The sequence below is a fragment of the Flavobacterium gawalongense genome, assembly GCF_007097265.1.
Classification (GTDB): Bacteria; Bacteroidota; Bacteroidia; order Flavobacteriales; family Flavobacteriaceae; genus Flavobacterium; species Flavobacterium gawalongense.
The window spans coordinates 1-23379 of sequence record NZ_VJZP01000014.1; the positions used below are offsets into that span (position 1 = coordinate 1).

At 34.0% G+C, this 23379-nt stretch carries 21 protein-coding genes; 2 read left to right on the top strand and 19 right to left on the bottom strand.

The window, feature by feature from the left end; all coding sequences use genetic code 11:
* Window positions 1-90: 90 nt before the first annotated feature.
* Window positions 91-738, bottom strand: coding sequence for an HAD family hydrolase (locus FNW38_RS09065; protein ID WP_143388836.1), 648 nt, complete (start codon window positions 736-738; stop codon window positions 91-93).
* A 715-nt stretch (window positions 739-1453) separates the two neighbouring features.
* On the opposite strand from FNW38_RS09065, the gene ltrA reads away from it, so the two are divergent.
* Window positions 1454-2749 carry a group II intron reverse transcriptase/maturase gene (ltrA, locus tag FNW38_RS09075; protein ID WP_144064951.1) on the top strand — a complete coding sequence of 432 codons (1296 nt, stop codon included), beginning with the start codon at window positions 1454-1456 and terminating at the stop codon, window positions 2747-2749.
* 194 nt (window positions 2750-2943) lie between these two features.
* Here the strand turns inward: ltrA and FNW38_RS09080 are convergent, their stop codons facing one another.
* The 17 genes from FNW38_RS09080 to truA all read right to left on the bottom strand — a co-directional run bounded on the left by FNW38_RS09080 (window position 2944) and on the right by truA (window position 20653).
* A complete protein-coding gene (locus FNW38_RS09080) occupies window positions 2944-3507 on the bottom strand; it encodes a GNAT family N-acetyltransferase (RefSeq protein WP_143388839.1) in 564 nt (187 codons plus the stop codon).
* A 152-nt stretch (window positions 3508-3659) separates the two neighbouring features.
* A complete protein-coding gene (locus tag FNW38_RS09085) occupies window positions 3660-4040 on the bottom strand; it encodes a tyrosine-type recombinase/integrase (protein WP_317129735.1) in 381 nt (126 codons plus the stop codon).
* 391 nt (window positions 4041-4431) lie between these two features.
* Window positions 4432-5238, bottom strand: coding sequence for an SDR family NAD(P)-dependent oxidoreductase (locus FNW38_RS09090; protein WP_143388841.1), 807 nt, complete (start codon window positions 5236-5238; stop codon window positions 4432-4434).
* Complete coding sequence (locus FNW38_RS09095) at window positions 5231-6220, bottom strand: NAD-dependent epimerase/dehydratase family protein (RefSeq protein WP_143388842.1); 990 nt, start codon at window positions 6218-6220, stop codon at window positions 5231-5233. Before FNW38_RS09095 ends, FNW38_RS09090 begins: the two co-directional genes overlap by 8 nt.
* A complete protein-coding gene (locus FNW38_RS09100; RefSeq protein WP_185963119.1) occupies window positions 6217-6906 on the bottom strand; it encodes a CPBP family intramembrane glutamic endopeptidase in 690 nt (229 codons plus the stop codon). The genes FNW38_RS09095 and FNW38_RS09100 overlap by 4 nt, the downstream gene beginning before the upstream one ends.
* Before the next feature lie 10 nt (window positions 6907-6916).
* Complete coding sequence (locus tag FNW38_RS09105; protein ID WP_144064953.1) at window positions 6917-7438, bottom strand: DUF6134 family protein; 522 nt, start codon at window positions 7436-7438, stop codon at window positions 6917-6919.
* A gap of 1381 nt (window positions 7439-8819) precedes the next feature.
* On the bottom strand, window positions 8820-9308 hold the full coding sequence (locus tag FNW38_RS09110) for a hypothetical protein (RefSeq protein WP_143388845.1): 489 nt from the start codon (window positions 9306-9308) through the stop codon (window positions 8820-8822).
* Window positions 9309-9678: 370 nt separating this feature from the next.
* A complete protein-coding gene (locus tag FNW38_RS09115) occupies window positions 9679-10512 on the bottom strand; it encodes an SDR family NAD(P)-dependent oxidoreductase (RefSeq protein WP_143388846.1) in 834 nt (277 codons plus the stop codon).
* A complete protein-coding gene (locus FNW38_RS09120; RefSeq protein ID WP_143388847.1) occupies window positions 10502-11494 on the bottom strand; it encodes an NAD-dependent epimerase/dehydratase family protein in 993 nt (330 codons plus the stop codon). The genes FNW38_RS09115 and FNW38_RS09120 overlap by 11 nt, the downstream gene beginning before the upstream one ends.
* The gene (locus FNW38_RS09125; protein ID WP_144064954.1) at window positions 11491-12180 is read right to left on the bottom strand and encodes a CPBP family intramembrane glutamic endopeptidase; all 690 of its coding nucleotides are present in this window, start codon (window positions 12178-12180) and stop codon (window positions 11491-11493) included. The genes FNW38_RS09120 and FNW38_RS09125 overlap by 4 nt, the downstream gene beginning before the upstream one ends.
* Window positions 12181-12190: 10 nt before the next feature.
* Window positions 12191-12886 carry a DUF6134 family protein gene (locus tag FNW38_RS09130; RefSeq protein WP_143388850.1) on the bottom strand — a complete coding sequence of 232 codons (696 nt, stop codon included), beginning with the start codon at window positions 12884-12886 and terminating at the stop codon, window positions 12191-12193.
* Between the two features lie 111 nt (window positions 12887-12997).
* Window positions 12998-13357 (bottom strand): hypothetical protein, encoded by a 360-nt coding sequence (locus tag FNW38_RS09135; RefSeq protein ID WP_144064955.1) that lies wholly within the window; start codon window positions 13355-13357, stop codon window positions 12998-13000.
* A 110-nt stretch (window positions 13358-13467) separates the two neighbouring features.
* Entirely contained in the window at window positions 13468-14571 is a 1104-nt protein-coding gene (locus FNW38_RS09140; protein ID WP_144064956.1) for a helix-turn-helix domain-containing protein, read from the bottom strand.
* 281 nt (window positions 14572-14852) lie between these two features.
* Window positions 14853-15692 carry a hypothetical protein gene (locus FNW38_RS09145; protein ID WP_144064957.1) on the bottom strand — a complete coding sequence of 280 codons (840 nt, stop codon included), beginning with the start codon at window positions 15690-15692 and terminating at the stop codon, window positions 14853-14855.
* Between the two features lie 303 nt (window positions 15693-15995).
* Window positions 15996-17384, bottom strand: coding sequence for a dihydrolipoyl dehydrogenase (lpdA, locus tag FNW38_RS09150; protein WP_143388854.1), 1389 nt, complete (start codon window positions 17382-17384; stop codon window positions 15996-15998).
* Between the two features lie 715 nt (window positions 17385-18099).
* The gene (locus FNW38_RS09155; RefSeq protein WP_143388041.1) at window positions 18100-19854 is read right to left on the bottom strand and encodes an ABC transporter ATP-binding protein; all 1755 of its coding nucleotides are present in this window, start codon (window positions 19852-19854) and stop codon (window positions 18100-18102) included.
* Window positions 19855-19918: 64 nt separating this feature from the next.
* Window positions 19919-20653 carry a tRNA pseudouridine(38-40) synthase TruA gene (truA, locus tag FNW38_RS09160; RefSeq protein WP_143388042.1) on the bottom strand — a complete coding sequence of 245 codons (735 nt, stop codon included), beginning with the start codon at window positions 20651-20653 and terminating at the stop codon, window positions 19919-19921.
* Between the two features lie 530 nt (window positions 20654-21183).
* Here truA and FNW38_RS09165 point away from each other — a divergent pair.
* Complete coding sequence (locus FNW38_RS09165; RefSeq protein WP_143388043.1) at window positions 21184-21681, top strand: metallophosphoesterase family protein; 498 nt, start codon at window positions 21184-21186, stop codon at window positions 21679-21681.
* Between the two features lie 3 nt (window positions 21682-21684).
* Here FNW38_RS09165 and FNW38_RS09170 read toward each other — a convergent pair whose 3' ends face one another.
* Complete coding sequence (locus FNW38_RS09170; protein ID WP_144064958.1) at window positions 21685-23379, bottom strand: tetratricopeptide repeat-containing sensor histidine kinase; 1695 nt, start codon at window positions 23377-23379, stop codon at window positions 21685-21687.

The following is a 23379-nucleotide window of genomic DNA, read 5'->3' on the forward strand; positions in this document are numbered from 1 at the left end:
CCGTATACGAGACCCGTACGTACGGTGGTGTGAGAGGCGCACTCCGTTAGTTTCTGGCGGAGCCGTCTACTCGATTAGCTGTTGTTCTTGTTATTTATTTTGATTTAATAAACTTGTCAATTCTTCGAAACTATAAAAAATTATTGCGCCTTCATCTTTCAATTCTTTCTCATTGTTTTCGTTTGCAAATCCATAAACTTTAAATCCTCCTTTTTTTGCTGAAATTACACCAGCTTTACTGTCTTCAATCACAACACATTCGTTTGTTGTAAATCCCATTTCTCTTGAAGCAAATAGAAATATTTCTGGTTCAGGCTTCCAACTATTAATTTGGTATGAACTGAATATTTTATTTTCAAATTTTTCAATCAAACCTGTTGTTGTTAAATTAAAATTGATTTTTTCTACTGGTCCACTTGAAGCAACACAATAAGAAACGGATAAACTATCAATAAATTCTTTTACACCTTTAATTGGTTTTAAGTTAGTTTTAAACGCTTCGAAAGTTAGTTTTCTATATTCGCTCTCAAAATTGTCAGGCAATTTTTTATTGGTCAAATTCTCAATGTATTGAAAACTATCTTTTAGACTTCTACCATTAAAATTTTTAATTGCATCTTCAATAGTCATTTCCAGACCGAATTCTTTTGCCATTGAAAGTAATATTTGATTTCCAATTATTTCACTATCAACCAAAACTCCGTCACAATCAAAAATTATGCATTTAATGTCTTTCATAGTCTTCTTTAATTCACTGCGTTTTTTTAGAATAACAGCTAACGTTCCCGCGCTATTGCGATGGTGGGAGATTAATAATTATTTATTTTTCCGTTTTGCCGATTTTCAGCAAATACAAACTGTAATTTAAATTCAAGACTATTGCCCCACTATTGCAAAGCGTGTGTGTGTGCCCTGCATGAGCAGGACACACTCTGTAAGCTCGATTAAAAAATTGAAAAATACAAATTTCGGATTATAAATCAAACTTACGGAGTGTTATTTTTCCAGAGGGTGTAAGTCCCTTATGAGCGGATTGAAACCCCGAATCATTAGTACGTCGCAAGGTGGTTTACCGTGAGGTATGCACTGAAGGAAGCGAACCGACAAAGTCCGGTACTGACGAACAGAAACGGCATAAGAGGCTGTTATGCGAGGATAAGCAAGCACACCATTGCAACGTCCGAAGATTACCAAAATCGTATTTCAGTAGATGCCGCAGGGATTGGACAAAGGAAAAAGCTCTTACCAGGGGAGGTCTCTTAGATTACGTGTTAATCACAAAGAGAAGTCAGCAGAAGTCATAGTACTTGGGGCAACGAGCCACGCTAAAAGGCATGGAGGTCTCACAATCAAGGAAGGACAGAACGCAAAATGGTTCTTAATTTTCAACGGAATCCGCCACGGCAGATAGCCTTGAAAAACGAGAACAGGTTTAAACGATTAAAAGAACAAAATGATTGAGAGAGTAGTACATCCTTATAATCTACAAAAAGCTTTAGAACAAGTGATTTCCAACAAGGGAAGCGCAGGAGTTGATGGTATAAAAACCACCCAACTCAAGATGCTATTTCCAGATATGAAACCACAATTGCTCGAAGCCGTAAGGCAAGGAAACTATTTGCCTCAACCCATTTTAGGTGTGGAGATTACTAAAGGAAACGGTAAAACCCGACTTTTGGGAATTCCCACCACCACTGACCGAGTCCTGCAACAAGCCGTATCGCAAGTAATTGCGCCACTATTTGAACCCATTTTTAGGGCCAATAGTTACGGATTTAGACCTAGCAAAAACGCTCGACAAGCTGTGGGGCAAGCCAAGGAATACATTCATCAAGGGTTGAATCACATTGTAGATATCGACCTAAAGAACTTCTTTGACGAAGTTGACCATTGTTTATTGCTGAATTTGGTGTACCAAAAAGTGAAATGTAAAACTACTCTTCGCTTGATACGAAAATGGTTGCGAGTCCCGATGCAAACTAACGGTAAGTTACAAAAGAGACGTAAAGGTGTTCCACAAGGTTCTCCTTTAAGTCCGTTGCTGTCTAATATCTTACTCCATGAATTGGATAAAGAAATGACCAGACGTAAACTGAAATTTGTACGCTATGCCGATGATTTTAGTATCTATTGCAAATCACAGAACCAAGCCAAGGCTACGGCAGTAGTGATTGCCAAATTCTTGAAAACGAAGCTCAAACTCACTATCAACACAGAGAAAAGCGGGATTAGACGTCCTGTTCACTTCACTTTGTTAGGATTTGGATTTGTACCCACGTATCAAAAAGGGAGCAAAAACCAATACCAGTTGGTTGTGGCAGAAAAGGCATGGAAAAAGCTAAAAGAAAGACTTAAGAGTATTAGCCGCAAAACCGCACCAGTCAAGCTAGAAGAGCGTCTTGCCAAGATAAAAGAAGTGCAACGAGGATGGTTAAACTATTTTCGGGGAACGAGTATTGCGGGCAAATTGCGAGCTATAGACGGCTGGCTAAGAAATCGACTTCGTTATTGTATTTGGCATGACTGGAAAAAGCCCGAAAGGAAGAGGAAGAATCTCATACGATTGGGAGTTGACCAAGATCACGCCTATGCATTTAGTCGAACTCGCAAAGGCGGTTGGGCAATTGCACAAAGTCCTATTTTGAATACAACCATTACTTTGAAACGCCTAAAACAAAGAGGTTATCAGTCCTTAACTGATGTTTATATCGAATTGAACCCATCTTTTTGCGAACCGCCGTATACGTGACCCGTACGTACGGTGGTGCGAGAGGCGCAGTCCGTCAGTTTCTGGCGGACCCGTCTACTCGATTGTAGGGCGTAACAATATGCGCAAACAATTTCCGTTTCTATTTGAATTCTGCTTTTCGCTTCCGTTTAGACAAAGATTGGCTTGAGTATTTTTTGCTTTACGATTTCTGTCTTATGTACGTTTTGTGACAATCAATTTTTCCATTCTTCTTTTAGAATACTATAAACGTAAGTTCCTTCACTTTCTCCATAAGATTGAATGTTGTAATTTCTCAAAAATCCCTCTTTAATGGCTCCAATTTTTTCTATTGCCTTTTGTGATTTTAGGTTTTTTATATCGATCTTAAATTCTACTCTTCTTAAATTTAGAGTGTTAAAACAATAATCTAAGAGAAGTTCTTTACAAATTGCATTTATACCTGTTCCTTGAAACTTTTCACCAATCCAAGTCCATCCTATTTCTAATCTCTTATTCTGAAAACTAAGATTTCCAAACATTGTCAATCCTATTGGACTATTATCTTCCTTTCTAATAATTATTAGAGGGTAAAGTTCTTTTTCTTTTTTTGAATTTAGACAGAACTTAAAATAATCCATTAAATCATTTCTGTTTTTTACTCTTGCTCCAAATTCGCCTAATTCTTTATTATAGCTTATAGATTCTATTTTGTCGATATCATTAATGGATAAAGGGCGTAATAAAATTGACTCGTTTTCAAGAATCAATTCAGTTGAAAAAAAAAATTCTAAGTTCATTTTTGTAATTGTATATATCGGTCTTGATTTTGCGAAGTTATGCCCTACAACTTGTTTATACCAGCCACAAAGTGGCTACAATCCACCCAAATTAGGTTGGCTTTGTGCCATAAAATGGCTTTTTGTTGTTTTGTAAATTTATAAAAAAAACATTACAAATCATCAAATGGACTTTTAATTTGTTGAATGTTTTTTGTGCTTACGTGAGTGTAAATTTCGGTGGTTTTACTACTGTTATGCCCTAGGAGTTCTTGTATATATCTTAAATCGGTTCCGTTTTCTAGTAGATGGGTGGCATAACTGTGCCGCAACCAGTGTAAACTTACTGGCTTGCTTATTTTTGATTTTGTTAATGCTTGTTTAAGTACATTAGATAAGCTTCGTTCGTCATATTTTGTATTCTCTATTTGACCTTCAAATAACCATGTTTTGGGTTTAAGCATAGTATAATAATCACGAAGCATTTCTAATATTTTAGGCACCAAAGGATAAAATAGGACACACAGATAACACGGATTGAACGGATTTTGCACAGATTTAAATAACAGTTTGATTCACCAAGTAAAAAAATCCGTGTAAATCGGTATAATCTGTACAATCTGTGGGCTAATATTTATGCTTTATAAATGTACAAACGACGAAAATTGTATTCGAAATGATTTTAGTCCGCATTACGGATAGTCATATATTATTATTGCGTGAAGGATGGCAGTGAAAATCCTCCCGATTTTTCTTCGGGAGATTACTTCACCTAGTCGTTATTTTTAATAGGTGTTCAGTGAACTTCGTTTGCAACGTACAGCCTGACCTTGTTGCTGAAAAAACAGTGTGTTTTATACAATAGTACTGCAACGAGGGCACGCCCGTAAAAAAAATCGTATTGTAAAATAACGAGACAAATTTTGCTTGAATGTTGTTCGGTTGCTATTCTATTGCTGAAACAGATTTGAACTTTTTCATATGATGATTGGAGATCATTTCATTGATGATTGGAGGCAACAACTTGTCTGCCAGCAAAAATAATTTGTTGATTCGTCCGGGTATAATAATTTCTTTTCGGTTTAATAAACCTTTAATGGCTATTGGCGCGACGTCTTCCGGGTCCATTATTGACATGCGCATCAGCCAGTTATTTGATTTATTGGTCGCCATAACAGATGCATTTGTGTTCATACCGCCAGGGCAAATTACACTTACATTTATACCATCAGATCTCAATTCCCTACGCAGGCTTTTTGAAAAGAAATAGATATACGATTTGGTGGCTCCATACACTTGTTTTTTTGCCAGAAAAAAGAAACTGCACAGGCTGCCTACATTTAAAATATGGGAAGGTTTATTACTCTTTAACATGTCAAGAAACAGGCTGGTGAGCAGGGTAGTGGCGATCACATTTAATTTTAGCTGCTTTTGATAAAAAGAGACACTTCCTTCGCTGAATAACATGGTGCTTCCTATTCCTACATTATTGATGAGCATATTTACGGAGAGCCGAAGTTGCTCTACTTCTTTAAATACCCAAATGCAATTCTCTTCAATTGTAAGGTCTTTTTCAAGAGCTATTACATCAACTTTGTATTTTTGTTTTATGAATTCGGCCAGCGCATAAAGTTTAGAGTCGGGTAGTGCCACAAGGATTAGATTCATTTTTCTATTGGCACACTCTATTGCCAATGCTTTTCCAAATCCTTCACTGGCTCCCGTTATCAAAGTATAAAAATGGTTATGCATGGGATTGATTTTTTAAAAATTGGATTGTTTCTTGAAGCCCTTCTCTTAAAGGAGTAATTTGATATCCCAATTGACGGATTGCTTTCTCACTGCTAAAAATTTTGTTGCAGAAAATTTGTCGGATGCCTTTTTCTGTCACATAAGGTTCTTTATTGGTTGTTTTGTACTGTATCCATTGTAGCGCAGCCCATGTTTTTATAAAAAATTCATGTGTCTCTATAAGTCTGGCTTTTGTTCCCGAAAGAGAACGAACGGTTTGAAAAAAATCCAAAAAAGATATATTTTCTCCCCCCAGTATATATTTTTCTCCTCCTGTCCCATTAGCCATCGCAAGAATATGACCATTGACTACATCGTCAATATAACAGTAATTGGCTGTCAGGCTGCCTGGTTTGGGAATGAAAGTGAGATTCCCTTTGATGAATTTTTTTATTACCGTGTTTACACTGATAGGATGGGTTTCAATACCGGGACCAAATACTTTTGAAGGGGACACAATGACCGTAAACAATCCTTTATGGGCATAATCAGCAACGAGGTTTTCGGCCAGGAATTTTGTGATATCATAGTCATTATCAAACGAAGTAATACGTGAATTATCTTCGCACATAGGCTCTTTCAAGGATGGTCCTATTACACTGCAACTACTGGTGAATACAAATTTTTTAACGCCCGTTTCAAGGGATTTTTCCAGCATATTACGAGTTCCTTCTACGTTTATTTCATGAAAAAGGCTGGGGTCTTTATCAAATATTTTTACCAGAGCAGCCGTATGATATACTTGTTCGCATTCCTTAATAGCAGCTGTAATGGATTGTTTGTCAGTAATGTCACCAGTAAAGGCTCGAATGTTTTTATGCATAGGAACATGGACTGAATCAGGGTTTCTGACCAATACATTTATGTCGTTTCCACGTTCGGCCAGGGTAAGTGCAAGTTGATGTCCAACAAATCCTGTTGCGCCTGTTATTAAAATTTTCATAGTCTTGCTATTTTAGAGGGATATAAATAAGACCGATAAATAGTAAGTTCGTAAACCAATGAAACACCAATATGAAGAATGATAGCTGGCCATGCGGCATTAAATAGGATACTTAAAAAACAAACCAATATTCCAAAAGGGATGCAAGCTAACATCTCTTTTTTGCTGTTAAAAATGTGTAGTAATACATAAAGAAAAACATTTCCCGTAACAGCTGCATTTATTCCTACCCAACCGATACTATCAAAAAGTAAAAAACCTCTAAACCATAATTCATAAACAAACAGGAATAAAACCCGGACGATGAAATAACTGATAAAAAAAGGGGAAGATAAATGAACAGTGCTTTTAAAGGGCTCTTGTGTTTTTTGGGAAGCATATTTACTTTGTTTGAATACAATGGTTAGGATTAGTATAAAAATTAAAATGTATAAGAAAACAAAAGAGCGATCCAAGATTTCATTACCGATTAAAACTTTCCAAATGGAATGTTTCAACAGTACGATAGGAATAATCCCGATCCAAATTATTCCCATGATGTGAAAGCCGATAAGATTCCTTGGATTTGACGTGAAGATCTCTTCATCATTAATTAATCTTTGGCTATTGTTAATTTTACTTATCCAACTGAATAAAAAAAACGTAACATAACAAAAGAGATATACCATAATGGTTGTTGTTTGCATGGGAATTTTTTTAAGGTTCATGAATTATTTCAATTGAATAAAACGAATTGTTGATCTTTATTTTGGTGCAAATTCCACCTTCGTAATAAAAGCTATTACTGTTACCATCCGGAAGCTTGATTTTATATCCGCCATCATGCGTTTTCGTTACTTTGGTAAAGCATTGTTGTTTGTCACAATACACTAATTGTGTATCTATTGGTTCTAAAAAATACATGCTTAACAGGTTTGTACCAATAAAGGGGAAGCTTAGTTTTTCCTTTTCACCATTTTCCATTACTTCGTATTTATCCGTTACAAAGCTTGTTTGTTTATCCAGTTTTATTATGCCGTTGGTTTTTCGGAATTGGGAAGAATGAATAAGTTTTCCATTTTCAAAAGTTGATGATTCTTTTACCGATACAGTAATCAAAAAAAAGAGATGGGTTTTTATTTCAGAAATCAATAGTAGGTTTGATTTATTGCCAACAATTTTTTTTTCAAGTTGCAACCTGCCAATATCATTTCCACCCCGTATTATTTTATAATTCAATTGTAGATTTTGAGCTTTTGATACTATTGAAACAAGGAACAAAAGACTTAACATAAAAATCGAAAAATTCCTACGGATATGGGTTTTTAAAAATTCGTTTATTTGTAAAATTTTCTTTACCCAAGTTTGGTTGTGGTATTTTTTTAATAAAATATAAATCAGAAACGGTATCATGACTGCTATTTTAAGTTGATGAATGATGTCTAACCTTTCAGCAAGACTAAAGAAGGTAACAATCGTTACAAATTTCATTCACTACAGGTACTTATGGTCCTACAGCAATACATATTCCCAAAGCATTCACTATATGATTGGGATGATGATAACATTTAACTTGGGACAAATTCAAACTTTATAATTCATTTTATCTTGTTATTATCAAGGACAACTATTGATGCACTTTTGAAGCTATCTTTATAGAGTCCTGTGCATGCATATTTGTACGGAATATCAAGATAAATTCAAAGAGCAGCAATAGTTAAATTATTTTATTGTTTTAATCGGATTTAATTTAATTCTAAAATTTCACTACTCATATGGCATTTGGTTATGCTTCCTTTTTTTTAGTAGCCGATGGTCGTCTACTATTTTGTCAGTTGGAATTGTCAAAAGCGGTTTGTCTGAATTAGTATTACTTTTGCTTGTCCATCTCCGCTATGTGTTTTTAAACGAGTATTTGCCCTGTTATAAGGACCATTAGTTTTGCTAATCAATCCGTTTTTTGAATAAGAAAGGACAAAAAATACACGTCTTAAACTATACTGCTAATTTACAAAAAAATAAATTTAAAAAACTCAAATAAAAATATTTTTAATTGTTAAAGCATTGTTTATTAATGTCTTATGATTTGTTTTCGAGTGAATGTTAATACTGATAAAATCATTATTGTCCGATATAAATTTGGTATAGTCCCTACGGACAATTTATGGGTTTATAATTATTTTACTACCAATATATAACCCCTACGGGGTATGCTCCGTTAGGAGCTAAATGTTGGTAGAAAAATAATTGGGCCCCACCGTATGAAAATGTCCCGTAGAGACTATACTTGTTGAGATGTAACATCATTTACAGTTTATTACCGGACAACAATGTAACAAAACGCCAAAAATCAGTACTCATCAAAAATCCGTTTTGCCTCATTTTTTGGAATAAGACAAAAACGGATTTAGTATTTCAATTCATAATCAGCGCCCATCCTCAATAACTATCGGGTTGATCCCATTATTATTATTATTATTATTATTATTATTATTTAGGATTGAAGTTTAAAGGCTGAAAACGGGTCTATTGAATTTTAAATATTGATTCAATAGTAAAGTCTTCATTTTGTAATTATTTTATTGTACGTAGCAGTTCGTTTTGTTAGCTAACCAAGTTTTTAATTTTTACTAAATGTTAATAAGTCTGTTCTGCCATTGACACCGATAACATCTCTTAATTTAATATAACTTTGAGATTTATCAATGACTTCCCATTCATTTATTGTTTCTACAAAATTTATTGGGGACGTTAAAGTAATATCGAATTTTAAATCTGATAAATTCTCGATATAACCATTAGTGTCTGTAATTGACCAGGTTCCGTTATAAGTATTTGTTCCGTCAGTGGCAGTTAACATGTTATTTGCTTCAAAACTAAAATTTAATCCGTTGAAATTAATTGTTTCATTGAAATCAGTGTCCCAATAAAAAGTTATTTTCAGAGTTCCATCAGTAACAACAATAGTAACATTATTTTTGTTGTCTATTGGAGTTATACCATTTAAATGATTACCGGTCTCTAAATCATCTAAACTGGGAGCGCAAGCAGGAGTAATTAAAATAATGATCAATACCGGCTTTAAGCTGAATTGTCTTAGTGTTTTCATAGTAAATAAATTAAATGATTAAATTTTAACATATTTCCATATAAATAGCGCACAATACAATCAAATTTACGAATTAATATTAATTTATTTGTTAAAATATTAATATTTTTTTAATAGGATTGATGTTTTTTTATTTGATTAAAAAGCATAAAAAAATCCGACTTGCTTTCACAAATCGGATTTTATAATAATGTAAAGACGCACTGCAGTGCGTCTCTACGTCCTATGTTTTCAATGTTAGTTTTAATCCCAACAGCCGAAAGCAAGATCTCCGCTTCCAGAACTATGTTAAGTAATGTTAAGAGTTAAAGTGGTACTTCTTTGCTTAAATTATTTTCAATATAACCCCTTGTGTTGTTAGAGCATTTCTTTATGTGTAAAGTGAGTCGTTTGTTGTTTGATTTACAGTGTTGTATGACTTAAATTTATTGATATGATTATTGGCGATCATTTTAATGATGAAGGAAGGCAACAGCTTATCGAGTATCAAAAATAGTTTGTTCATACGTCCGGGAATAATAATTTCTTTTCGGTTTAATAACCCTTTAATGGCTATTGGTGCAACCTCTTCCGGATTCATTATTGATTGACGTGCCAGCCAGTTATTAGACTTATTGGTCATTATTATTGTTGCATTTGTGTTCATGCCACCAGGGCAAATTACACTTACATTTATACCATCGGAACTCAATTCCTCACGCAGGCTTTTTGAAAAGGAATAGATATAGGATTTAGTGGCGCCATACACTTGTTTTTTTGCCAGATAAAAGAAACTGCTAAGACTACCTACATTTAAAATATGGGAAGGTTTATTCGTTTTCAACATATCAAGAAACAGGCTGGTGAGTAGCGTAGTTACTATCACATTTAATTTTACTTGTTTTTGATAAAAACTGATACAGCCTTCGCTAAAAAACATGGTACTGCTTATCCCTACATTATTGATGAGCATATTAACAGAGAGCCGAAGGTTCTCTACTTCTTTAAATACCAAAAAACAATTCTCTTCAATAGCAAGATCTTTTTCTATTGCCACTACATCAACATTGTATTTTTGTTTTAATGAGTCTGCAAAAGAATGAAGTTTAGATTCAGGTAGTGCCACAAGAATTAAGTTCATTTTTCTTGATGCACATTCAATTGCCAATGCCTTTCCGAATCCTTCGCTGGCACCGGTTATTAGGGTATATAAATTAGTATACATGACTTTGATTTTTTAAAAAATGAATAGTTTGGTTTAATGCTTCTCCAAGTGGGGTTATTTTGTATCCTAATTCTTGGATTGCTTTATCACTGGAGAAGACATAGTTATTGAAAATATAGTCTATTGACTTTGCTGTAAAAAGGGGAGGGTTTCCTATGATTTTATAATTCAATAATTGTAAAAGAGCTAATGCTTTAAATATATTTTTTGAAAGATGGATTATATGTCCATTACAGGAAGATATAGCTCTAATTTGATTAAAAAATTCTTGGTATGAAATATTTACTCCACCTAGAATATATTTCTCCCCACTTTTCCCTTTCTCCATAGCCAGCAAGTGACCATTTATTATATCATCTATAAAGGCAAAACTGACTTGGTATGTGCCTGGTGAAGGAATGAGCGTAATTTTCTTTTTTAAGAACATATTTATCACAGCATTGGCGGTAAGCGAATGCGAAATATTTCCAGGACCATAAATTTTTGAGGGACTCACAATAACTGCATTCATCCCTTCTGCAACGTGCTGAAATATGATATCTTCACTCAATTTTTTTGTTACATCATACGCATTAGTAAGCGTAGTAGTTTGAGAGTTTTCTTCGTTCAGAGGATTGTTAAGTGATGGTCCAATCACACCACAGGTGCTGGTAAAAACTGTTTTTTCTATACCTGTTTGTAAGATTGCATGAATGACATTACGAGTTCCTTCAACATTTGTATTATGGAAATCAGGATAGTTTTTTATAGACAGACCTACTTTTGCTGCCGTATGATATACCTGTTGACATCCTTTCATGGCAACCACTAAGCTGTCTTTATCTAAAATGTCACCTTTAAAAAGGGTAATATTTGGATGTTGTAATACTCTTTTTGCTGAATCTGAACGGACAATTGCATGAACTTTATTTCCCCTGTTTGCAAGTGTGTGCGCAAGATTATTACCTACATACCCCGTTGCGCCTGTTATTAAAATTTTCATGATTTTGCTATTTTAAAGTTGTTTAAATTAAATCGGTACATACTAAGTTCATAAACTGATGAAAAACCGATATGAAGAATAATGGCTGGCCACGCCGCATCAAATAAGATGCTTAAAAAACAAACCAATATTCCAAAAGGAAAGCAAGCCCACATTTCTTTTTTGCTGTTAAAAATGTGTACTGAAACATAAAGGAAGATATTTACCAAAACGGCTAATGGGGTTCCAACCCAACTTATACAATCAAAAAGTAAAAATCCCCTGAACCATAATTCATAAACAAACAGAAATAAAGCCCTGATTATGAAATAAGAAATAAAAAAGTCAGGAGATAAATGAGTACGATTTTCAGATGATCCCTGTTTTTTTTCATAGGCGGATTTACTTTGTTTGAATGCAATGGTTACCATTACCATAAAAATCAGAAGGTACAGAAAGACTAAAAGAAGATCAGGTGTTTTATTGCCTGTCAATACCTCCAAAATGGAATGTTTTAACAAAATTACAGGAACAAGCCCAAGCACAATTATCCCTATAATATGGAAACCAATAAGGTTGCCGGGTCTTGACGTGAATGCACCATTATCATTGATTAATCGGTTGCTGTTGTAGGTTTTACCTATCCAACTAAGGACAAAAAACAGAACATAACTAAAAAGATAGATCGTATTGTTTGTTGTTTGCATGACGACTGTTTTAAGGGTTAATAATTATTTCTGCTGAATAGAATGTATGGTCAATCTTAACGTTAGTGCAGATGCCCTCTTTGTAATAAAAGCAGTTGCTATTGCCATTAGGGAACTTCATCTTGTATCCTCCATCGGCTGTTTTTGTTATTTTGACAAAGCACTGTTGCTTGTCACAATACACAGAATTTGAAGTTATGGGCTCCTGAAAATACAGACTCAGTAAATTTGTATTGATAGTAGGAAATGCAAGTTTTACCTTTTCTCCATTTTCCAATACTTCATATCTATCAATAACAAGCTTTGTTTGTTTGTCCAGTTTTGTAGTACCGTTGGTTTTTCTGAACTGTGAGGAATAAATCAGTTTTCCATTTTCAAAAGTGGAAGACTCTCTTGCGAACATTGTGATTGGTAAAATGGCTTTGGTTTTTATTTCAGAAACCAATAACAGCTCTGATTTATTCCCGGCACAGTTTTTTTCAAGTCGCAACCAGCCAATATCAGTTCCATTACGTATTATTTTGTAATTTAGTTGCGAGTTTTGGGCTATTGCCAATATTGGAATAAATGCTATAAATCTTATGAGAAGATATATTAAAAGTCTATAAATAAAGGCATTTAAGAACTTACCTACTTTTAAATATACCTTTTTTCCACTTTGACTGAAGTACTTTTTTAATAAAGTATAAATAATAAAAAGTATCATGATTACTATTTTTAAGTTTTGAATGATTAATTACAGGAATTGAACATAACAAAACGATTTTAAAAAAAGAAAAGGGAGAATTAAAATTGCTGCCCTTAGGTAGTTATAAGTTTAATTTGGAATCGTAAATTCTCCAAAGCCAAAATCACTCATTACTATAGCTCCAACTGCAATAACAGCAACTAAACCAATGGATAATATAAGGCCTACGGTTTTCAATGTCGAAAATTCCTTTGCTTGGATTTCTTTGATTTTAGAGATAGGAACGTTTACTTCATGATTGTTAATCATAAAAGTGACTGTGCTGTCATTTGTAGTCATTAGTTGTGCCTTGGTAAATTTCATGTCTTGTCTTATTTTGTAATTTTTGCCTACAATTAATGGCGTTTCTTTCAAATCTATTGCTTTATAGGTATAGCAACTTTGGAATAAGAAAGAAATAATGACGAAGTAAACAATGGAATTTTTCATGATTTCTAGACTTTTAAATTCAGTCTCAAAATTATGACAACAGAATAAAGGAACTATCCAAGATTATCCAACGTATAGGAATTAGGACAAGTTGGATAATCTTGGACAGTTTATTGCTCTCTAAATTCAGAAGGAGTAACGTGGGTAAATTTCTTGAAAGCGGTATAAAACGTGGACTTAGAGTTAAATCCACATTCTAGTCCAATAGCGACTATGGTATAAGCGGAGTAGTTTGGTTTTGTGAGGTATTTTTTTGCTTTTTCGACTCTCAAATAATTGATGTAATCCGAAAAATTATATCCGCTTTCTTGATTGATTAAGTGAGATAATTTGCTCGTACTTATTTTCATTTCGGAAGCCAATTTTTCTAAACTAAATGTGGGATCACGAAATCTTTTGTTTTTTTCGATATAGGTTCTAATCTGTTGAAATTTATTTTCTTCTAAATGGTGGCTGTTTGGAATGTTAATTTTATATTTCTCTTCGAAGGCAATTGCTTTTCTTAATTCAATTCGTTCAATCATTAAAGAATAATTGTAAAATCCTTGATAACTGATCCAATATAATAAAGAAGTGCTGCTCAAACGCAAAGGATAATAAATAAAAACTTGTGGATTTAAAGTTTTGTCTAAATTTAATAAAATGGCACAAACCCACATGAGTATAACTATACTTCCAAAAAACATAAAATTTTTAAGCCATTTTAAATTATCAAAAGCTAGAATAGGTTGGTATAATTCAGAATAGTTAAAAAGTATTAAAATGGCTTTGATAAAAAGAAATATGGAGTACAGCGCATTTACAATTTCTTCTATTTGCACATATCCTGCAATAAATAAATTATTTTTTTCAGTATAGAAATACGGGATAAATGCAATTCGTATTACTACTTCCAAAATAAATAAGGTAAAGGAAATATAAACAAAGGAAACCAACTTTTTTTCAATCTTAAGGTAATGGATTAAAAAAAAATAAAAAGAGGGGAAGATAAGAACGTACCATGGGATTTGTAATCTTTGAATAAAAAATGGGGCATCCATAAAAACAGTTTCCAACAAACAAGCTTGGAGGTTATTCAGCATTAAAAAGGCAACCACAAAATTGAGGTAAATAATAGTTTTATCTTTTCTGTTTTTTGAGCACTGTGTGGCAATTATAAAAGTAATTCCAAGCAATACCCCTGAGATCATTAAAAAATCGAATAGGTGTTTCATCTTTACCCTTTTTGATATTAATAGACTCTATACGTTGTTTTGGGGGTGTTGTTCTTTTCTGAAATTTTCTTTACATTATAAATTTCCTAAATTAGGATTTCATCTTTCGGTTTGTTAAATTGAAACCTAACGTAAATTTAATTTATTTTTCTAAGAAAAACACTTTTTATTATGAGTTATACTCTTTTGCAACAGGTTAAATATGTTTTTATATAGAATAAAATCAGGGAATTAATTAAACAAAGATTGAAGTTTGCATTACTAATAGCTATAACTAACTATTACAACCTGATGCGATAAGCGGCACTTAATTTAATAAAAGGACCATCACCCCAATCGATTTCTGAAGTGTATCCACTATAGTTAGCGATACCTGTGCGGATTTTTCTGAATGCACCGAAACCAGGCTCAAGTGTAATGCATAAATGTTTAGCCGGATAATAATCCAAGTACACCGATATTTGGTTGTCGTCTAATCGGATGTATTTATCGTTAGAAAGACGGTAACTGTTCATAGGGGCACGGAATGTAGCTCCGCTATATAATTTAGTGTTCCATTTATGTTCATATGTGAGGCGTCCTGGTAGCAATCCAAAGATATAATTCGTGTCATCGATTCGCCAGTCAGTACCAAGTAAGGGGATAATAAACCAACCAAAAAATTCCTTATTGGCATAAATACCGAGGCGAAATTTTTGATTTTGCTTTTTTGCAAAAGTTGTAAAGGCCACACCTCCATATTGAAATGTGTTTTTCGAAAATAACTTTTCACCATTCCAACGAACTATTGGTATAAAGGAAAGTGACCATTTTGATTGCTCCAATGGTAGTATTAAACCAATTGGTAAAGATAAGCTCTGTACAGTTGGGTAGTTTGTCTGATTGTTAGCTGATTCAATGTGCCATTGTTCGTAAGATGGACTAAGGAGTAGGTAAGTGTTATTCTTGAGTTTAATAGGAAAATCACTGCCGGCCCATAAATGGGTGAAAGGTGTGGTTTCAGAATTGTTACTTCTGAAAGCATTCATATAGCGCACTTGAATGGGGTCAACAAATGGCTGAGAACAAAGGTGTGTTTTAAATAATATAGTAAGCGTGAGAATTATTAAAATCCGTAACATAGTCTTTCAGGGTTTTATTAGTTTAATTCGGTGACTTAAACGGATAAGTGCTTTGAAAAATATATAAGATTACTTTCTTTCGTCTTGCTAAATTAGTTTTTTGTTTTTTCTATTGGCAAAAAAATCATGACTTTTTTTAGGGATATTGCAAATAATAGTCTGACTCTAAATATGTTGGTTTGAAATAGTGGCTGTTTTATTCGAGAATTACGTAACAAGGATACCCCAAAAAAAATCCGATTTGCTTTCACAAATCGGATTTTATATATAATGTAAAGCAATGCGTCTCTACAAGTTGTTTATTTACAAGTGTATTACTTCACCATACGCATCAGCCACAGCTTCCATAACGGCTTCGCTCATCGTTGGGTGTGGGTGAATTGATTTTAGGATTTCGTGTCCTGTAGTTTCCAGTTTTCGTGCCACAACTGCCTCAGCAATCATATCGGTAACACCAGCCCCAATCATGTGACAACCCAACCATTCACCATATTTAGCATCAAAAATTACTTTTACAAAACCATCGGGTGTTCCGGCAGCTTTCGCTTTTCCTGAAGCTGAGAATGGGAATTTACCAATTTTCAATTCGTATCCTTTTTCTTTAGCTTGTTTTTCAGTCAAACCTACTGAAGCAATTTCAGGAGTCGCATAGGTACATCCCGGTACATTTCCGTAATCGATAGGTTCTACGTGAAGTCCCGCGATTTTTTCTACACAATTGATTCCTTCAGCCGAAGCCACGTGAGCCAATGCTTGTCCTGGTGTAACATCACCAATGGCATAATAACCCGGAATATTGGTTTGATTGTATGCGTTTACTAATATTTTATCTCTGTCAGTAGCAATTCCTACTTCTTCCAGTCCTATGTTTTCAATATTGGTTTTAATCCCAACAGCCGAAAGTAAAATCTCTGCTTCCAAAACTTCTTCTCCTTTGGCCGTTTTCACAGATGCTTTTACACCTGCTCCGGTAGTGTCAATTTTCTCTACGTTAGCGTTTGTCATGATTTTGATACCTGCTTTTTTCAATGAACGTTCCATTTGTTTTGAAATGTCTTCGTCTTCTACAGGAACTACGTTTGGCATGAATTCTACAATGGTAACCTCAGTTCCCATCGAGTTATAGAAATGTGCAAATTCTACTCCAATCGCTCCGGAACCTACAATAATCATAGATTTAGGTTGTGTAGGTAAAGTCATTGCTTGACGATATCCTATTACTTTTATACCATCCTGTGGTAAGTTTGGCAACTCACGAGAACGGGCTCCAGTTGCAATGATTATATGATCTGCACTGTATTCGGTAACTTTATTGTCTTTGTCTGTAACATCAACTTTTTTTCCTGGTTTTAGTTTTCCAAAACCATCAATCACGTCGATTTTATTTTTTTTCATCAAGAATTGAACCCCTTTGCTCATTCCGTCAGCTACACTTCGACTGCGTTGTACAACAGCTGGGAAGTCTTTATCAAATGATGAAACAGTCAATCCGTAATCAGAAGCGTGTTTTAGATAATCAAAAACCTGAGCTGATTTTAGTAACGCTTTGGTTGGGATACAACCCCAGTTCAAGCATACTCCGCCTAAGTTTTCTTTTTCAATCACGGCTACTTTAAAGCCTAATTGTGATGCTCTAATGGCTGTAACATAACCGCCTGGGCCACTTCCTAAAACTATAATATCGTATTTCATTTTTTAAGTATTTATTTTTTAGTTGTAAAAATGGAATTAGCAAAAGCCTATTTCATTTTTGTGTGTTTCTCTTATTTAATTGATTGGGCGAATTTAAGGATTTATTCTGTTTTGAGAAAGTTTCAATGAAATAAAGTAGTAAACTAACAAATTTTCAAAAAAACACCGTTATTTTAAATCGAATTATAGGATTGTTAATATTAGTATCTAACTTATTTTTTGCCACGAATTACACTAATTTGTCACTGTATTTTGGTTTAGGTCGTTAAAGGATAAGCATAAAAAACTTAATTAGCCACGAATTTAAAGAAAGTTGGGTACTTTGACAAATAGTTGCTAACTCAGAAAAACGTTGTCAACCGTAAGCAGATGAAATAGGTTCGCTAAAGCGAAATACTGATAAAAAACAGATTTTCCACAACACTAATCTGCTGAATCTGCAAAATCTGCGTGAAAAATTTTTAGCACGCAGATTTAGCAGATTTTATAGTGCCGTAATACTATTTCGAATTCTTAATACCAACCATTTGAAAAGAGTTAGATAGAATTCACGAATTTTTAATTGAATTTATAAAATTAGCGCCTTATCAACAAAAAAAACTTAGCGGTAAAAAAAATTTACGCTCCTTACGTCAAAAACTTAGCGCCTTTGTGTCTTAGCGGCAAAAAACCTTTATAATCTTAGCAGTAAAAAAAACTTAGCGGTAAAAAAAACTTAATTAGCCACTGAGAACTGGGAATCATACAAGTTCTTGTAATACCCACTTTCACGGTTGATTAACTCTTGATGCGTGCCTTGCTCCACAATCAATCCTTTGTCCATCACCACAATTTTATCTGCATTGACAATGGTTGCCAGACGGTGTGCTATTACAATGGATGTCCTGCCTTTGGTAATGGTTTCGGTGGCACGTTGAATCAATTCTTCGGAATACGTGTCTATTGATGAAGTGGCTTCGTCCAGAATCAAAATACTTGGATTACTTACATACGCTCTCAAAAAGGCAATTAACTGGCGCTGTCCTGACGATAGCATTACACCGCGTTCTTTTACATCAAAATCATAATTATCAGGTAAACTCATGATAAAATCATGGACGCCAATTTTTTTGGCTGCGACCAAAACCTGTTCCCGACTTATAGCTGGATTATTTAATGTGATATTATTGAAAATAGTATCGGCAAAAAGGAAAACATCCTGTAAAACCACCGCAATTTGTGTGCGTAGGGAGCTTAAAGTGTAATGTTCGATGTTGTGATTGTCTATATAAATGGAACCGCTGTTGATTTCATAAAAACGGTTTAACAAGTTGATAATCGTTGATTTACCTGCGCCCGTAGAACCCACAATGGCGATAGTTTGTCCGGCATTTACCTGAAGGTCAATTCCTTTGATAACATCTTCTTCAGGAATATAACCAAAACGAACGTTTTCAAATTTTATATTTCCCTTAAAAATTGGCGCTTCAATAGTTCCTGTATCCTGAATTTGATCTTGGGTATCCAAAATATCAAAAACACGATTAGCAGCAATCATTCCCAGTTGCATCTCGTTGAATTTATCTGCAATTTGACGTAACGGATTAAAAAGCATTCCTATAAACATGGTGTAAGAAAATAAATCTCCAAAAGTGGTAAAATTATCTCCGTTTAATATCTTGATTCCGCCATATAAGACAATAAATCCTAATGTCAGAGATGAAATAATATCAGCAATAGGGAAGAAGATGGAGTTGTAAAGAATGGTTTTTATCCAGGCTTTTTTGTGTTTGTCGTTGATGCTTTTAAATTTTTCATACTCAATATCTTCTCTGTTAAAGAGTTGTACAATTTTCATTCCTGTAACACGCTCTTGTACAAAGGAGTTCATGTTGGCAATTTGTGTACGCACTTCCTCAAAAGCCACTTGCATTTTCTTTTGGAATATTCGGGTGAAGAAAACCAGAATAGGCATAGCCACAATTACAATCCAAGTCAGCGTCCAGTTCATGTAAAACATAAAAATAAGCACAACAAACATTTTCATCAAGTCACTGATAATCATAAACAATCCCTGACTGAAAATTCGGGCGATAGATTCAATATCCGAAACGGAACGGGTTACCAGTTGGCCCACGGGAACATGATCAAAATATTTCATTCGGAAACTCAACAAGTGTTTGAATAATTTTGTTCGAATGTCTTTCACAATATCCTGACCCAGCCAGTTCGCCCAATACACAAAGTAAAATTGGGAGAATACTTCGAGTAAAAGTACTATTCCCATCAAGATTACATACATTAATAATCCCTGTTGGTCTTGGGTTGCAATGTAGCCATCGACCGTTTGTTTCAATAAATACGGACGCAATGCCGCAAAGATAGACAACGAGATGGCGAAAATTATTACACCGTTAAAACGCCATTGGTACGGTTTTGTGTATTGTAATATTCGTTTGAATAATCGGGTATCAAATGCTTTTGCTTTCATTTTTTTTTCTTTAAGCCTTATGCTTTAGGCTTTAGGCATAATGCTTAAAGCTTGTAGCCTAAAGCTATAAATAATCGTACTCTATTTTGGTTAAATATAAGCCATGTGCCGGAACCGAAAAACCAGCTTTGTCTCTGTTTTTGCCTTCTATAATGGCAGTAAAATCCGCCAATGTAATCTTATATAAACCTATGTTAACCAATGTTCCTACAATGGCACGAACCATATTGCGTAAGAAACGATTTGCCGAAATCGTGAAAATCAGATTGCCGTTTTCTTGTTTCCAATAGGCTTCAAAAATCGTGCAGTCAAAAGTATTCACATCCGTATTTACTTTAGAGAAACATTGAAAATCAGTATGATTAAATAATAATTTTGCGGCTTCGTTCATTAAATCTACATCTAATTTTTGATGGAAATACCAACTTTGTTCTTGCAAAAACACATCTTTAAACGTGTTGATCTGGTATTCGTACGTTCTTTTTACAGCGTCAAAACGAGTATGTGCTTCATCAGATACGGGAATTATGTCATAAACAACAATGTCTTTGGGTAAGTAGGAGTTGAGTTTGTGAACTAAATTTGGAATATCAAATGGCGTTTCAAAATCAAAATGAGCATACATTTCCTTAGCATGAACACCGGTATCTGTGCGTCCGGCTCCCATGAGATTGATCTCCGTATTCAATAACACCGAAAACGCTTTGTTCATCGTTTCCTGCACTGACGCAGCATTGGGTTGGTATTGCCAGCCGTGATAATGGGTTCCGTTGTATGCTAATTTTATGAAATATCTCAAGGTTAGATTTCAGATTTCAGATTTCAGATTTCAGATTTCAGATTGTTCTGAAAGAAATCGAGTTTTACACATTTAAAAAAGCAAAGATACTTATTAATTTTTGTGCCACGAAGTCGCTATGGCGCAAATAGGGCAAACGCTTTGAAAAAAACAATTTATTTAAATATATCAGATTTTACAAAATCTGCTGAATCTGCTGAATCTGCGTGTTAATATTTGCACGCGGATCTAACAGATTTATGCAGATTCTAAATAAAAGTATGATTTTTATTAAAATAAAATGGGCACTTATTTTAAAAGCGTTTGCCCTGTGGCGCAAAAGTTTGTTAAGTTTTAAATGGATTTTTTATTTGGAATTTGAATGTCTAATTTTACCAAAAAATCCTAGCCCAGATAGCAGTGGAAATCCTGTCATTGCGAGGAAGAAGCATTCAAATCATAAGATTGCTTCGTTCCTCGCAATGACAGATTGAAACGAATAGCTGGAAATAGCTCCAGATTGCTTCGTACCTCGCAATGACAATATAAATATGAAAAAAATACTACTCCTTTCGGATACGCACAGTCACATTGATGATACCATTTTAAAATATGTCTCTCTGGCTGATGAAGTTTGGCATGCGGGTGATATTGGTGATTTAGCTGTAACTGATGCGATAAAAAAATTAAAACCGTTGCGTTGTGTTTATGGCAATATTGATGACGCAAAAGCCAGATTGGAATTTCCTTTGCACAACCGGTTTATGTGTGAGGGTGTTGATGTTTGGATTACGCATATTGGCGGTTATCCGGGGAAATACAATCCCAATATTAAAGCGGAGATGGATGCGAATCCTCCAAAACTATTTATTTGCGGGCATTCTCATATCCTGAAAGTGATATTTGATAAAAAGCATAATTTATTACACATGAATCCCGGTGCGGCAGGAAAAAGCGGTTTTCATCAGGTGCGCACGATGTTGCGTTTTATGATTGATGGGGACAAAATAAAGGATTTGGAAATTATAGAAATTGAAAAAAAGGGGTAATTTTTATTTATGTGCTATAGGCACAACGATATAAATCGAGGTTCCGGATTTTTGCTTGGAATCGATAGAAATGCCTCCTTTTAAGTTGTTTATCCTCGCCTGAATCTGATTGAGTCCAAAACCCTCAAGGATATGAAAATGAGCGGGATCAAAACCTTTTCCGTTGTCATAGACATGAATTTGCAATGTACTATTGTTTTCCTGAATGGTAATCTTTGCAGTGTTTGCCTGACTGTGTTTGGTTATATTATTCAATAGTTCGCTGATGATAAAATAAATTTTCATTTCAAATTCTTCATTATAACGCTTTTTTGTCGGTACCGGACTTGAATATTTAAATTGAATTACAGAGTTTGAATTTTTTTCGCATAAAGCTTCCAGGGCATAAAACAAACCAAACCGTGCCAAAAGTGTAGGCATAAGTTCATGTGATAGATCACGAACTTTATCATGTGCTTCTACTAATATCGCTTTAGTTTTTAATATTTCTTGTGGCGGGGATTGATTTTGGGAAGTAAAAACATTTAAATGTAATCCGGCAGAAGACAGCAAAGCACTAATATTATCATGTAAAAAAGAAGCAATTTTTTTTCTTTCCAATTCCTGTCCATTTATAGACGCGTTGATTATGTTTTCCTGAATTTTGCTTTGCAGGTCTTTGAGTTTATTGTTTTGTTTTAGTTTGGTATTCTGAAATAAAAAGTAAAAGAGAATGATGATTAAAAGCAATAACGAAATGACTACAATGCTAATTTTTTTATTTTTAGACTGCTTTTCTAATAATAAATATTGTTTGGTTTTGTATTTGGTTTCTATGTTGTCAATCTCTCTTTTGTACCCATCGATTTCGAGATTAATTCCTGCAACATTGGCTTTTTTTAGTTTCTCTTCATAATTAAGTTCGGCTGTAATGGAGTTGTAAAGCGCCAGATTTTCATATGCTTTTTGAAATTTACCATTTTTTAATAAAAATTTGGAATATTCTTGGTGCGAAAAGGATAAATCTGATTTCTCATCCCCTTCATTTCCTAATCGTATAGCATTCTGGAAAAAGAAGTTGGCTTTTTCGATATCATTTTTATAACCATGATACATGCCGTTAAGCATGTTTAGTGCCACTAGAGTAGATGCATCACCATATTTTTTGTGGTATTGATTAATGTAATTTAAATAAGGTATTCCCTTGTCAAAATCACCAATGTCAAAATAGGCCCAAGCTATATTGAGTTTTGTAAAAACAGTTTGGCTAAAATCACTTGTTTTGTTACTGTATTCCAGTGATTTTTTATAACAAACAATTCCTTTTTCATATTGTTTTTTATCAAAGCAATAAATGTTCCCTAAATTATTATAAAGCCAGTTTTTTAATTGATTATTATTGGTTTTATTAGCATAAATTAAGCCTTTGTTGTAGTAAAAAAAGGCTTTGTCAAATTCAGTTAATTCATCAAAATTGGCGCCAATTGTGTTGTAAATTGAGGCTATAAGATTATCATCCTTAATAGCAATGGCATAATGTAAAGCGATTCTGGCTTTTACCAGAGATTTTTCAAAATGGCCCTTCTTCATGTATTGATTTGCCTCTTTTGCCAATTGCGTGATTTCTTTTTTAGAAGGCGTTTTTTCTTGAGCAAAAAAAACAGTACTAAAAAAAAGTAGCAGTAAAATGGACACTATATTAATTCGAAATTGAGACAT